General features: G+C 36.7%; 11 protein-coding genes. 8 read left to right on the top strand and 3 right to left on the bottom strand.

Going from position 1 to position 15118, the window contains the following annotated elements; translation table 11 throughout:
• The first annotated feature begins 328 nt into the window (after positions 1-328).
• From ACNARN_RS17085 to ACNARN_RS17065, 5 genes are all read left to right on the top strand, one after another.
• Positions 329-1336, top strand: a complete 1008-nt coding sequence (locus ACNARN_RS17085) for a FecCD family ABC transporter permease (protein ID WP_416303579.1) — start codon at positions 329-331, stop codon at positions 1334-1336.
• Entirely contained in the window at positions 1336-2118 is a 783-nt protein-coding gene (locus ACNARN_RS17080) for an ABC transporter ATP-binding protein (protein WP_198626528.1), read from the top strand. Before ACNARN_RS17085 ends, ACNARN_RS17080 begins: the two co-directional genes overlap by 1 nt.
• Before the next feature lie 177 nt (positions 2119-2295).
• On the top strand, positions 2296-4275 hold the full coding sequence (locus tag ACNARN_RS17075; protein ID WP_349443349.1) for a ligand-gated channel protein: 1980 nt from the start codon (positions 2296-2298) through the stop codon (positions 4273-4275).
• Positions 4276-5032: 757 nt separating this feature from the next.
• Positions 5033-5242, top strand: coding sequence for a hypothetical protein (locus ACNARN_RS17070; protein ID WP_100157911.1), 210 nt, complete (start codon positions 5033-5035; stop codon positions 5240-5242).
• Entirely contained in the window at positions 5232-6611 is a 1380-nt protein-coding gene (locus tag ACNARN_RS17065) for an APC family permease (RefSeq protein ID WP_198620656.1), read from the top strand. The genes ACNARN_RS17070 and ACNARN_RS17065 overlap by 11 nt, the downstream gene beginning before the upstream one ends.
• A gap of 391 nt (positions 6612-7002) precedes the next feature.
• On the opposite strand, the gene ACNARN_RS17060 is transcribed toward ACNARN_RS17065, so the two are convergent.
• Positions 7003-8652 (bottom strand): alpha-keto acid decarboxylase family protein, encoded by a 1650-nt coding sequence (locus tag ACNARN_RS17060; protein WP_416304761.1) that lies wholly within the window; start codon positions 8650-8652, stop codon positions 7003-7005.
• Between the two features lie 148 nt (positions 8653-8800).
• Here ACNARN_RS17060 and ACNARN_RS17055 point away from each other — a divergent pair, with 148 nt between their 5' ends.
• Together ACNARN_RS17055 and dld are read left to right on the top strand one after the other, a co-directional pair.
• Entirely contained in the window at positions 8801-9688 is an 888-nt protein-coding gene (locus ACNARN_RS17055; protein WP_416304760.1) for a LysR family transcriptional regulator, read from the top strand.
• A 233-nt stretch (positions 9689-9921) separates the two neighbouring features.
• Positions 9922-11682 carry a D-lactate dehydrogenase gene (gene dld / locus ACNARN_RS17050; protein WP_198620653.1) on the top strand — a complete coding sequence of 587 codons (1761 nt, stop codon included), beginning with the start codon at positions 9922-9924 and terminating at the stop codon, positions 11680-11682.
• 68 nt (positions 11683-11750) lie between these two features.
• On the opposite strand, the gene sbcB is transcribed toward dld, so the two are convergent.
• Positions 11751-13181, bottom strand: a complete 1431-nt coding sequence (gene sbcB / locus ACNARN_RS17045; RefSeq protein WP_416304759.1) for an exodeoxyribonuclease I — start codon at positions 13179-13181, stop codon at positions 11751-11753.
• 177 nt (positions 13182-13358) lie between these two features.
• Here sbcB and ACNARN_RS17040 point away from each other — a divergent pair, with 177 nt between their 5' ends.
• A complete protein-coding gene (locus tag ACNARN_RS17040; protein WP_160230201.1) occupies positions 13359-14534 on the top strand; it encodes a tyrosine-type recombinase/integrase in 1176 nt (391 codons plus the stop codon).
• Positions 14535-14907: 373 nt separating this feature from the next.
• On the opposite strand, the gene ACNARN_RS17035 is transcribed toward ACNARN_RS17040, so the two are convergent.
• A complete protein-coding gene (locus ACNARN_RS17035; RefSeq protein WP_069367891.1) occupies positions 14908-15114 on the bottom strand; it encodes a DUF4060 family protein in 207 nt (68 codons plus the stop codon).
• Between the last annotated feature and the right edge of the window lie 4 nt (positions 15115-15118).

Genomic DNA, 15118 nt, shown 5'->3' with positions numbered 1-15118 from the left:
ATTAGCCATTCTAGTGTTCAATACAGCCAACCAACAATTTATCGTCATATAATAAATTACACAGCGAATATATTTCACCGTATAATAATTTTGCGACTCACTTCTTTGTTGAATGAATTGTCTCAAATTAATAACTGGCTTTTGGTACATAAGAAACAGTTGATGAGTTGTACGGTATGTTTTTGCCTATTGAATGTGTTGGCAGAAGCAGAAAAACGTAGAAAAAAAACTAGGTACAACAATTGATATGAGCATTATGTCAGAGAGGCTCGCCACACAAGAGCATGAAAGAGATCCATCAGATAATGTGAAAGTCCGTTATCGAAAAATGATGAATAAACGCATGCTATGGTTGGGAGTTATCGTTTTGATTATTTGTGGTTCAGTGGTGTTAGATTTCACCATGGGACCTTCTGGTTTATCGCTTGATAAATTATTAACAACCCTTTTTCAACCTGAGCTTGTTGATGCAGGTTCTCGAGTGATTGTATGGGATATCCGCTTACCTTATGCCCTAATGGCGGTTGTGGTAGGGATGTCACTAGGATTAGCGGGTGCAGAAATGCAAACTATTCTAAATAACCCGTTAGCAAGTCCATTCACATTAGGTTTATCAAATGCAGCTTCATTTGGTGCTGCATTAGCGATTGTTTTAGGTATTGGTATTCCAGGTATTCCTGACCAATGGTTTATTTCGGCGAATGCGTTTCTCTTTGCATTATTATCAGCTTTATTATTAGACGGAATAACTCGTTGGACTCGAGTTCCTACATCTGGAGTAGTGCTTTTTGGTATTGCCATGGTGTTTACCTTTAATGCACTAGTCTCAATGATGCAATTTATTGCAACAGAAGACACTCTCCAAGGTTTGGTTTTCTGGACTATGGGAAGTTTAACGCGTGCAACATGGGTAAAACTCGGTGTTATGGCGGGTGCTTTTGCTGTCATTATGGCGATTTCATGGATGAGTTCATGGAAGTTAACTGCATTGCGATTAGGTGAAGATAGAGCGATTAGCTTTGGTATTGATGTAAAGCGTTTAAGATTAGGCTCATTACTGCGCATCAGTATTTTAACCGCGCTCGCAGTCGCTTTTGTTGGACCAATTGCTTTTATTGGTTTAGTTGCCCCTCATATTGCTCGCATGATGTTTGGCGAAGACCATCGATTCTATCTGCCAGCAAGCGCATTAATTGGTGCTTTAGTTTTATCATTGGCATCTATTGCTTCTAAAAATTTAATACCAGGTGTCATTATTCCAGTCGGTATTGTGACATCGCTGGTGGGCGTGCCATTTTTCCTCAGTATGATTTTACGTCATAGGGGGAATATCTAATGATGGAAGGATTAAAGATCCAAGATTTTAGTGCTGGGTATGCTAAACATCTTATCATTAAGGCACTGGATGTTGAGCCTTTGCCAAAAGGAAAGGTCACCGTATTATTGGGGCCGAACGGTAGCGGAAAATCAACATTATTAAGAGCGTTAGCTGGATTAAATAAATCATCAGGTGTTGTCAGTTTAGATGGCAACGATCTAGCATCGATGAATTTTGCACAACGTGCTCAAAATGTAGTCTATTTGCCACAAACATTACCTGCTGGTGTTCATTTACATGTTTTAGAGTCCATTATTGTGGCGCAACGTGCTTCAGGTGGATTACATAATGAACATAGTGAAGCTCAGGTAATGCACTTATTACGCCAATTAGGTATTGAGCATTTAGCATTACGTTATTTAGATGAATTATCGGGTGGTCAAAAACAATTAGTGGGGCTTGCTCAATCATTAATTAGACAACCCTCTTTATTATTATTGGACGAGCCATTAAGCGCACTAGATCTTAATTACCAATATCATGTAATGGATTTAGTTGCTAAAGAAACACACCGTAGAAATATTATTACTGTCGTCGTTGTCCACGATATTAATATCGCCTTACGACATGGCGAACATGTATTAATGTTGAAACAAGGACAGTTAATTGCACAAGGCACACCAGATAAGGTTATCACGGCACAAAGCCTTGCCGATGTTTATGGTGTTCAAGGTCGATTGGAATATTGTTCACAAGGAATACCTCAAATCATTATTGATGGTTTAGTGGATAAAATATAGAGAAGTAAAAAAGAAAGAGAAAAGAAGTAAATATAGGAACGCAGTAAATAGGGATATAAAAATAATATTAAAATAACTAAGGGTAATTAAGTTTATTTATTACCCTAATTTCTGAGCAACTGTCGACATATCCATCTATATAAAACTTAAAGAATATATATTCTTGGAGAATCGGGAATGGTAGTGTTAAATAAAAATAAAATCGCGCTTGGCGTTGTTGCTGCTATTGCATCAAGTTTTGTAATGACTGCTTCAGCAGAAAATGTAGAAAAATTGCTTGTAACAACCGCTTCTGGGTTTAAGCAAACCGTTGAAGATGCACCTGCATCGGTTTCTGTTGTCACTCGTGAACAATTAGAAACCAAATCTTACCGTGATGTGACTGACGCATTAAAAGATGTTCCCGGCGTATTAGTAACAGGCGGTGGAAGTAGTTCTGATATCAGTATTCGTGGTATGGATGCAAAATATACCATGATCTTAGTTGATGGTAAGCGTGTTGCGTCGCGTGAAACGCGTCCTAATAGTGATAACTCTGGTATTGAACAAGGTTGGTTACCGCCTTTACCTGCTATTGAACGTATTGAAGTTGTGCGTGGCCCAATGTCTTCTTTATATGGTTCAGATGCAATGGGTGGGGTTATCAATATTATTACCCGTAAAGCACAAAAAGAGTGGAATGTTAGCTTACGAGCAGACAGTACATTAACGGAACGCCAAAATTCAGGTAATACAGAACAAGGTAGTTTCTACGCAGCGGGCCCATTAGTTGATAATTTGCTAAGTTTAAAAGTTCAAGGACAATATTCGCATCGTAGCGAAGATAAATTTGCGAATGGTTATAATCGTCAGATTACCGCAAGCGGTGGTGGGACATTAAGCTGGACACCAGATGATAAAAATACGATTGATTTTGAATTTAAAAAAGACAGCCAGCACCGAGATGCACGTTGGGAATATTCAGCCTCTGAACGTTCTCGTAAATCTAAGAGCAGTGATTTCAGTAAATATGAGCTAACGCAATATGCCCTGACTCATGATGGTGTTTATGACTTTGGTACGATGAATACTTATGTTCAGCGTGATGAAAATAATAACCCAAGTCGTAAAATGGAATACAACGATACAACAGTTCGTAATCAAACAGTATTTATGTTAGATGCGCATACGTTAAGTGTTGGTGCTCAGTACCGTTTTGAAGAATTAAAAGATAACAACAACCGTTTAGACAACGGTAATAAATTAGATCGTTATAGTTGGGCGCTATTTGCTGAAGACGAATGGGCACTAACAAATGATTTCGCTTTAACCGGTGGTTTACGTATGGATAAAGACGAAAACTACGGTACACATTGGACACCTCGTGTTTATGGTGTTTGGCATATGGCTGATGAGTGGACCTTAAAAGGGGGCGTTTCTACTGGCTATCGTTCACCAGATCTACGTCAAGCCACTAAAACATGGGGACAGGCAACAGGGGGTTCAGGTGGTAATGCCGTCATTTATGGTAATCCAGATCTGAAACCTGAAAAGTCAGTAACCGAAGAGATTGGTATTATTTGGGATAATCGTGATAACTTAACCGCAAGTGTTACTATTTATAATACTGATTTCAAAGATAAAATTACTGAACGTCGTATTTGTGATGATAAAGGCGTGTTACCTACATGTACTAAAGAGCAAGGATACGGTCACCAATATGACTTTATCAGTACGCGTGAAAACGTAGATAAAGCGAATATGCGTGGTATTGAAGTTACAGGTAACTGGACGATTTCACCTGCGTGGAACTTAGCAGCTAACTACACCTTCACTGATTCAGAGCAGAAGAGTGGTGCATTTAGTGGTAAACCACTTAATAAACAGCCTCGTCATATGGCAAATGCGACCTTAAACTGGGAAACCACGCCAGAAATGGAAACATGGGCGCGTATTAATTTCCGAGGTAAAACATCAGATTATTTATCACGCACGAGTATGGCAACGGGTACGCCTTCTTATGCGTTTGTTGATATTGGTACAAGTTACAGCTTAACCAAACAACTTAATGTGATTGGTGGTGTTTATAATGTGTTTGATCGTCGTATTAATTATGAAAACTTTAATACCACATTAGAAGGTCGTCGTTACAACATTGGTTTGAACTATAACTTCTAATTTTTCACCCTCAGTTTGTGTCATTAAGACTCCACTTGTGGAGTCTTTTTTTATCATTCTTTTGGTTAAAATAAATACTGGAAAATTTAAATATTGAGGTCTATATTTAGCTCAATAAATCATCTTATCTATCGTTTTATTCTGACTATCAGAGTGTTATTTCTACTTATTACCAGTCATTTTTTCTCAAATTATTCTCTTACTTTTTATTTATATAAAACAGGTTATTAAAAAATAGGCACTTTTTATTAAAAGTCTATTTTTGGGGATAAAAGAAGCATAAGTTAACAAAATCTTAGCATTAATCTTATTAATGTATTTTAAATGCTTTATTTTGATGGTTTGGTAATGATATTAATTTTAATCTAAAGTTTAATTCTTATTTATCAATGTATTGTGTTTTATTTCCTTTCGTTGCAGTAATGACTATTTGAAATATTTAAAACTTGAGAGTTGTGATAAAAACACAATTATTGTTAATAAAATGTGGCGTTATATGTTGACTTAGTTTGCGAATTGAAAAGATCGTAAAAAAAGGGGGCTTTTTGATGAAAATGTATTGCTATTTAAGTCTGAGACGTGCAAAATGCGCCCACTAAAAATATGACTGATGCGTTTAAAGTGCATCGGTTTTTTTTTGCATTTTTACTTATTACTACACCAAGAGGTCAGATTCATTTGAGTCTGAATAGATAACATAATTTGATTAGCAGCCAGCCCCTTAGAGAAAGGGTTGTCATGATAGAGGAATGCTAATATGGTACAATTATTCTCTTTCGCAGTCGGGCCTAACGGCACTGCGGGCAATGATGACTACGGAGCACGGCGTCTCCTAAACACATACACATCCTTAAAAACTTCATTCTATTCTGTTTATAGGCAGATGCGAAGTCTTCCCAGTAACTGTCGGTTGAGTTTATCTAATACTCAAACCGAAGTTATGGGAGGGTTCGCTAATGTCAGATAACGTCATCTCCTCTATCGGCACTAACCAAACTGGTGCTAACAATCGAGTACAATTACGTAAAACCTTGACTCTAATGCAGGTAGTCATGATGGGGCTTGCTTTTTTACAGCCTATGACTATTTTCGATACATTTGGTATCGTTTCTGGCATTACGAATGGTCACGTAGCAACCTCGTATGCGATTGCGTTGATTGCAATTTTATTTACAGCGGTCAGTTATGGAAAATTAGTTAAGCGTTTTCCTTCAGCAGGCTCTGCGTATACTTATGCTCAAAAATCCATGAGCCCTTATGTTGGCTTTATGGTGGGTTGGTCATCTTTACTTGACTATTTATTTATGCCAATGATCAATATTCTATTGGCGAAAATCTATTTACAAGCAATATTCCCAGGCGTTGAACCGTGGATCTTTGTATTTGCTTTAGTGGCTTTAATGACGTTCTTTAACCTACGTGGTATTAACGTTGTTGCTAACTTAAATACAGCGATCGTTATTGTTCAGGTTGCAGTCATGGTTGTCTTTGTTGGGCTGCTTATCCACGGTGTTTATAACGGAGAAGGTGCAGGGGAGTTATGGACCTTTAGACCGTTTGCGTCTGTTGATGCTGAAGTCATACCAATGATAACCGGAGCGACAATACTCTGCTTCTCATTCTTAGGTTTCGACGGTATCAGTACATTATCAGAAGAGACACCAAATGCAGGTAAAGTTATCCCTAAAGCGATTTTCTTAACGGCGCTGATTGGTGGACTCATCTTTATTGCGGTTTCTTATTTTTTACAATTGTATTTCCCAGATATTTCACGATTCAAAAATCCAGAAGAGTCACAACCTGAAATAATGCTGTATGTTGCGGGTGCTTTATTCCAGTCTATTATTTTAGTGTTCTCTTGTGTGACGGTATTAGCATCAGGTATGGCGGCTCACGCAGGTGTTGCACGTTTACTTTATGTAATGGGACGTGATGGCGTATTCCCTGAGAAGACATTTGGTTATGTACATCCAAAATGGCGTACACCTGCATTTAACGTGCTATTAGTTGGTTTCTTAGCATTAGGTGCCGTGTTCTTTGATTTAGTGACTGCAACTGCATTAATTAACTTTGGTGCGTTAGTTGCGTTTACTTTCGTGAATCTGTCTGTTATTTCACAGTTCTATATTCGTGAGCGTCGTAATAAAGGATTAATGGATCACATTAATTACCTGATATTGCCTATCATTGGTGCTGCGACAATGGGAGTCTTGTGGATAAACCTTGAACCAGGTTCTATGGAGTTAGGACTTGTTTGGGGCGCAATTGGTATTCTTTATATGGTGTGGATCACTCGTCGATTCCGTCGACCAATGCCACAAATGCCAGAAAAGTAATACTATAAAAATTGTCATAAAAATCAGTGTAGAAATGGCTTCAGTAATGAAGCCATTTTTTTTTGCCTACAATAAATTATCAGTATTAAATTAGCTGTATCAAATAGGAAATTGAACAATAAATGATAAATAGGGGGGACACATTTTCTGATAATAAGAATTACATTAAAAAATAAATAATCGTATCGTTATAAATAAAATATTAAGATATGATTGATCTAACAGAATTTAATGAAGCTGTTTTTTTCTTGGTGATTATGAAAATCGCACTCTTTCTCTTGAGAAATTTATTAAATTAATACATTTTATATCAAATGGTTATATTGATAAAAACCTAGCCTAAGCTAAGTCAGCATAAGCTAGGTTTTGTTATTTAAATCGTACTTATAACTTAAAATGAATAAAGCGAATCTTTAGACTCTTTTAATTTTTGTGCTAATTCAGAAGCTTCATATCGTTCGGTTACTATTTCTATATAAGAGGCATTTTCTGTTGATTCTGCCACTTTAAGCGCTTTATTTAATTCATCTATCGTTGTGACTTTCTCACAATGCCAATCTCTTGCGCCAAAAGCTCTAGGTAATTGATGATAATTCCATTGAGCGAGATCGTTATAATAAGCTTCAGGGTAATCACATAATAATCGTTCAATTAAATAACCATCATTATTTAAAACAAGGATGATCGGTTTTAATCCGAAGCGAACAAATTGACTAATCTCTTGTACGGTTAATTGATGTGAGCCTTCACCTGTAATTAAAATAACTCGTTTGTTAGGCGCTGCAAGTGCAGCACCAAATGATGCTGGTGTAGCCCAACCAATAGAACCCCATAATGTTTGGTTATGGAATTGTGCACCTGCTGGTAATAGGGCAAAACCTAATCCCATTGATGATGTCCCTGTCTCTGCAATAATAATATCATTAGGTTTAAAGAATTTTTCTAAATGAGGATATAGATATTGAGCAGTAATTTTACCATTATCAGATAACACAGCTTCGCCTAATCCTTTGGCTTTTATCTGATGATAACTTCTTTTCGGTAATCGTTGAGTCAGTGCAGAGAGTACGTCCTCCATATAAATCGATGTGTAGATAACGGAATCAATCTCAACATATTCGGGCATGATGTTGATAAATTGTTTTGGTTTAATATTGGCAGTGAAACTTCCTGTATTGAAGTCGGTCATCATTGCACCAATTCCTAATACGTACTCACTATTTTCTACAAATTTTCTGACTTCGGGTGTCATTAATTTGCCATCATACATACCAACATATTGGGGATGAGATTCACTCAAAATACTTTTATCCATAAACATAGTGGCATAAGGTAAGCCCGTTTTATCGATAAAAGCTTGGACATTATCTGATAACCCTAAACGTGCGGATAAAATACCTGGTAATACGCAGATATTATTGCTGTGTATAAGCTTTTCAATAATGAGTGATACCACTTTTTCTAGTATTTCTTTATCACTCACTGGTTTTTTCGGGGAGGTAACAGGTGAATGTTCTATCACTTGCATAGTGGCATTATCAGAAGGTAGGCCAATATAAACTGGGCGACGTTCTTTTAATGCAGTAGCAATTAAACGTTCCATTTCTGTAATGCAATTTTCAGGTGTTAATATTGCGTGAGCACAAGCAAGGCGTTGACCTAATTGATAAAAAATATCAAAATCACCATTACCTAATGTGTGATGAACAAGGCGCTTACTTTTTTGTACACCACTTGCTGGCATACCAACTAAATGGAAAATAGGTAGGTTTTCTGCATAAGATCCAGCAATAGCATTAATTGCACTTAACTCACCAACACCAAATGTTGTCGATAATGCTGCCATACCTTTAATTCGGGCATAACCATCAGCAGCGTAAGCTGCATTTAATTCATTGCAGTTACCAATCCAGCGCATATGATTACTATTACAAATAGTATCTTCTATGGGAAACGCATAATCACCCGCAACACCAAAAACATCACTTATTCCTAAGTCATATAAGCGGGTTAACATATACTCAACGACAGTCTTACTCATATCATCTCCAAAAAAACCGAATAATAGTCTGTGAAAGTAGAGGAATGCTTTTACATTATGCTTAATGTTTTATCGTGGATATTATCTGATATGAAATGGTTTATTATCATTGAGGGTATAACTAAATGTAATAAGGTAAGCATTGCTAATGGATATTCGCACATTGCGCTATTTTGTTGAGGTTGTTCAATTAAATGGTTTTAGCCGAGCCGCTGATGCGCTATTTATCACTCAACCTGCAATTAGTCGTAGTATTAAAAAATTAGAAGATGAATTGGGTGTTACTTTATTAGTGAGAGAAATTGATGGCGTTAGATTAACAGATGATGGTGCAATATTGTTTGAACATGCAAAACAAATACTTGCACAATTTAATAATATAAATAAAGCATTACAGGACAAGTCTGGGCCATTAACAGGGACATTAAATGTTGGATTACCTCCTGTAATAGCTTCGACGTATTTTGCTGATATTATTATGGAATTTAGCTCTCGCCATCCTCTGGTTGAACTAAAAATATTTGAATTGGGTACTAAGCAAATGGCTGATGCCATGAGAGAAGGCAGAGTTGAAACTGCCGCCGTCGTATTGCCTTTTAATGAAGATATTTTTGAATTAACACCTTTTTCAGAAGATCACTTAATGCTATTAATGTCACCATCTCATTCTTTAGCTATAAAAAAGGAAATTCACTTCAAAGAGTTGATTAATGAACCTTTTATCTTCTTTTCTGAAGATTTTCGTATTAATGATTTAATTTATAGTGCTTGTGGTATTTACAATACAGTGCCTATTATTGCGGGACGTAGTAACCATTTAGATTTAATTATTGCCATGGTGAAAGCTGGTGTAGGAGTAACACTTTTACCCAACAGTATGTGTAATAAAAATCCTATTGATGATTTGGTTGTTCTTCCTGTAGTGGAACCTACATTGTCATATCAAATAGCACTAGCAAATAATAAAAATGGCTATAAAAGCCGAAGTTGCCAAGCATGGGATCAGTTAGCAAGAGAAAAGTTAACAATAGAATAAAATATTAAAATAATACTTATTTATATTCTGTTTAAGAAATAAATATCGCAATTATCTTATAAATAATAAAAGTGATTATAAATCAATAAATGTTATTTTTTAAGAAATGCGGATAGCAGTATAAAAGTAGTTATATAAATGATAAGTTTATATTTTGCACATAGTCTTATGAGTAATAATAAAAATGGGCAAATAAAAGATTAATCAGACAAGACAGGAATAGGATAGGGAAAATGAATGAGAGTAATAGTTCTGTAAATCAACATTTTATTCGCAAACTTGAAGGTATCGTTGGTAAAAAACAAGTATTAACACAAGCACATAAGACAGAACGTTATCGCAAAGGTTTTCGTTCAGGGCAAGGTAAGGCGTTGGCTGTTGTCTTTCCCGCTAATCTATTAGAACAGTGGCGAGTTTTTAAAACCTGTGTCGAAGCCGATAAAATTATTATTATGCAAGCGGCGAATACTGGATTAACAGAGGGCTCAACGCCTAATGGTGATGATTATGATAGAGATATCGTGATTATTAGTACATTACGCCAAGATAAAATACAGGTTCTTTCAGAGCATAATCAAGTTATTGCTTTTCCTGGTAGTACGTTATGGCATTTAGAAAAAGTATTAAAGCCATTAGGGCGAGAACCTCATTCTGTTATTGGATCTTCTTGTATTGGTGCGTCGGTGATAGGGGGAATTTGTAATAACTCGGGCGGTGCTTTAGTTCGCCGCGGGCCTGCTTATACCGAATTATCGCTTTATGCTCGCGTTAATGAAAAAGGTGAAGCTGAATTAGTTAACCATTTAGGTATTGATTTAGGTGAAACACCAGAAGAAATATTAACTAATTTAGATAATCGTCATTATCACGAAAAACAGATACAAACGACAGAAAAACTAGCCTCTGATCATGAATATCATGAGCGTATACGTGATGTCGATGCTAATACACCTTCTCGTTTTAACAATGATGAACGGCGTTTATATGAAGCAGCAGGGAGTGCAGGAAAATTATCGGTATTTGCTGTGAGATTAGATACTTTCCCAGCAGATCATCGCACTCAGGTTTTTTATATTGGTACTAATAATCCGGACGAACTTGAAGATATTCGTCGTCATATTTTAAGCCATTTTAAAAAGTTGCCTGTTGCTGGGGAATATATGCATAGAAGCTATTATAAAATGGCTGAAGTGTATGGAAAAGACACATTTTTGGTGATTGATAAATTAGGTACAGATAAAATGCCAATATTATTTGCCGTAAAAGGGCGAGTAGATGCGGTATTAAATAAAGTGCCTTTCTTACCTAAAAACATGGTGGACAGAACCATGCAGTTTATGAGCAAACTATGGCCAGCTCATTTACCAGAGCGTATGACTGATTTTCGTGACAAATATGAACATCATCTTATGTTAAGAATGGCAGATGATGGAATTGAAGAAGCCGCAACTTATTTAAAAGAATACTTTAAGCTAGCATCAGGCGATTATTTTGAATGTACTGAAGAAGAGGGAAATAAAGCCTTTTTGCATCGTTTTGCTGCTGCAGGTGCTGCTGTGCGTTATCATGCCGTTCATGTTAATGATGTAGAAGATGTGTTGCCATTAGATATTGCACTGCGCCGTAATGACAAAGATTGGTTTGAAAAGCTACCACCTGAAATAGAGAGTAAATTACTTTATAAACTCTATTGTGGGCATTTTATGTGTCACGTTATGCATCAAGATTATATTATTAAAAAAGGTGTTGATGCTAAAGCATTAAAAGCAGAAATGCTGGCGCTATTAGATCAGCGTGGAGCTGAATATCCCGCAGAGCATAACGTGGGTCATATGTATTATGCTAAACCTCAATTAAAAGCATTCTATAAGCATAACGATCCAACCAATAGCATGAACCCGGGTATTGGTAAAACCTCAAAACTAAAATATTGGGGAGAAGAGTGTGGCTGTGGACATGCTCATAATGATGCTAATACAGAGAATAAAAAATAATTGTTGTAGATTGTGTTTATTAAATTAAAGAATAAAGGCAGGATAAAACCTGCCTTTTATTTTATCAATTAGCTCGCAATCTCTTGAGCATATAAATAAAGCTCTTGTAGCTGTTTTAATTTTTCCTCGTTATCGGCATGTTCTTCAGCTAATAACTGAATAGTATTAATATATTCGGTTAGTTTTTCTGGCGTTAACATCTCTTTTCTATGCGCCAACCAACGTTGTTGTTCGTCATAATTAAGCGTTGAAGGATAATTTCTTGCACGATAACGGAAAAACAGAGGTTCCATTCTCGCATCTTCAAATGTTAAGTCTAAAGCGGGTAAATTCTGTGGTTGCGTTGAGCGAATAATCTCCATCGCACTACGATCATTTTCACTGAAAAAACCATTATAAATTTGTGAATCAACATTATCAGAGACAACAAAAGGTGTTTGTTGTGCAAATATTTCCACGACTTTATTGCGTATTTCAGGATGAGAAAACAATAGTGCTTGGTTTTTTAAACAAGTATCAACATCTAAACCAATTCTATCTGCATCTTGCTGTCTTAATGTATTTTGCGGTGCCACAATGGGGCATTTATTAATATGCAGTAATTTAATTGGAACTGGTGGCTCATCGACTGATAATTCACTACGTGGTGTATATAAACGTTCACGCAATTGGTCTGAATCGAGTGTTAATAAAGGCGATATATCTGTGGCTAAGTCGCAAACAATAACTGCATTGCGATTATCAGGATGCCACGCTAATGGTGCAACAAGGCTTAAATTAGAACGTGCGGCACCAAACATACCTGAAACATGCACAATCGGTGTCATTGCTGGAATATCAATTAGCGCCTGTACTTTGCGTTTATCGCGTAAATTAAAGAAATAATCAAACATGCGCGGTTGAGCTTGTTTTAATTTTTTTGCCATCGCAATGGTGGCATAAACATCAGACATCGCATCATGCGCATTCTCATGAGAAATACCATTTGCTTTGGTTAATAACTCCAAACGGAAGCTTGGAAAACCGTCTTCATTTTCAGGCCAAACAATACCTTCAGGGCGCAGTGCATAACAGGCACGTAAAACATCAAGTAAATCCCAACGTGAATTTCCTTTTTGCCAACTATAAGCATAAGGATCATAAAAATTACGATAAAGGATATTTCGTGTGACTTCATCATCAAATCGAAGGTTGTTATAGCCCATAATACAACTATTAGGTTGGCTAAAAGCTTGATGAATTTGACGAGTAAATTCGGCTTCAATCACCCCATTTTTTGCCGCAACTTGTGGCGTTATTCCTGTGATCATCACTGCTTCTGGGTGAGGCAGATAATCATCATTAGGCTTGCAATAAATAACGAGAGGATCTTCAATAATATTGAAATCCATATCGGTTCTTACACCCGCAAATTGCGCAGGGCGATCAAGTGCTGGGTGCGTGCCAAAGGTTTCGTAGTCATGAACATAGAACGTTGGTTGTTTGATTGTGTTAGTCAATGTTATCTACCGTAATAATTTATGTTTTAATTCATTGATTTATTGCTATTTATAGCACCTTGATATCAACTATTTCGCTCTTTTGGGTGCTAATGTCCTTTACTGTCCAGTATCGTCCATGCCATATTGAGTACAGAATGAGTACAAAACTACAAAAAAGAGTGAGTACAAAATATTATGGCTCTTAGTGACACGAAGCTTAGATCTATTAATGGTAAACCATATTCAGGTAAACCAGAAGTAGCTGATGAAGATGGTCTCAGCGTTAGGATATCTCCAAAGGGAGTGATTACCTTCCAATGCAGATATAGATTAGATGGAAAGCAGCATAGAATTAGCATTGGTAGATACCCAATAGTTACTCTTAGAGATGCTAGGGTAAGGGCTGATGAAATTAAGGAGTGTGTTGCTAGGGGAAACGATCCTAGACATCATGATGGGAAAGAAAGCAGAAACATTGTTACATTGCATGACTGCATCTCTTATTGGAAGCAAACCTACTTCCCGCAACTGAGAGAGAATACAATACTATTGTATGAGGCTGTTGTTGTTAAAAATACCAGAAATATCTTTACTGGCATTGATATAGAGGAGATATCCTCTAAAAACTGGATGGATTTATTTTTGGCTTTCGAAAAAGAGAACCCCAAGAAAGCAAGAACTATATTTGTACAGCTAAAGTCAGCTATAAATTGGTGCATTAGAAGGCAGTTTATTAACTCATGCGAGTTGATGAAGATAAGCCCAAAAGATATAGGTATAAGAACAAATAAAGGCGAGAGGGTTCTGACATATAATGAGCTTGCTAAAATATGGATAGCAATAGAAAGAAGCAGAGCGTCAACGTCTAATAAGCTTTTGCATCAAATGGCCATGCTATGGGGATGCAGACTATCAGAACTCAGAAGATCGAGAAAGTCAGACTTTGACTTGAAGGAGAAAGTATGGACTATTACTCCTGAATATAGCAAGGCAAAAAACACAATAAGAAGACCTATATTTGATGGAATAGAGCCATTATTAAATAAGGCACTAATCACATACAAAGATTATTTATTCCCAGGGCAAGATATTAGCAAGCCAATAACAATAGCTGCTGCCAATAGATATGTTGGAAGAATAAGAGATGAAATGAACTTAGAATACTGGAGAACTCATGATTTTAGGCGCTCTCTAGCTACTAGGTTATCAGAGGAGGGTGTTGCCCCGCATGTCATAGAGAAAATGCTAGGGCATGAGCTTGGTGGGATCATGTCTGTGTATAATAAGCATGACTGGATTGATGAGCAAAGAAAGGCGTATGAGATACACTTTACTAAAATAATGGATCACGTTAGGGAGTTATCTGACTAGCACCGCCGTTTTTAATCCACTTATAAACATCTGTTCTCAGGTATGCTTTAGGTCTCAATCTAATAGGGCGAGGAAACTTCCTTCTTCGCTCGTAATCCCATAGTGTTTGTCTGGATGAAATACCTAATTTATTCATTACTTCATCACTAGTCATTAATGTTCTATCCATCTTTCTCTTCCTTTTGTAATTTCCGTAGGTAATACGATAGGATCATCTTGTCCTGATAGTTCATGTGATTTAGAGGCTTAAACTTCGGTGTGTATTTATCGAGGATCTGAGTGGTTAGTTTGTCGTTGGGTATTCCGTGGCTTCTGAGCTCGATTAAGCATTCCTTTGCTATTTGCCTTCGTGCGTTTTCCATTGCCTGTGCATTCATAGTCTTTGCCTTTTATTACGCAAAGTGACCATATATGATTTACGACAGTTTTCTATTTCGACGGGATAAATATTCTTTCCTATCTTTATTTTGTGACTAACGATTATTCCAGTTCGATTATATTTCTTTTTATGGGCTTCCAGTGCCTCATTAATAGCAATCCTTTCTGTTGGCGTGACTTCACCGCGAATTATTAATCTCATAATT

Source organism: Proteus sp. TSJ240517 (genome assembly GCF_047921575.1).
In the GTDB taxonomy this organism is placed as follows: Bacteria; Pseudomonadota; Gammaproteobacteria; order Enterobacterales; family Enterobacteriaceae; genus Proteus.
This window is presented reverse-complemented; position numbering and strand designations above follow the sequence as displayed.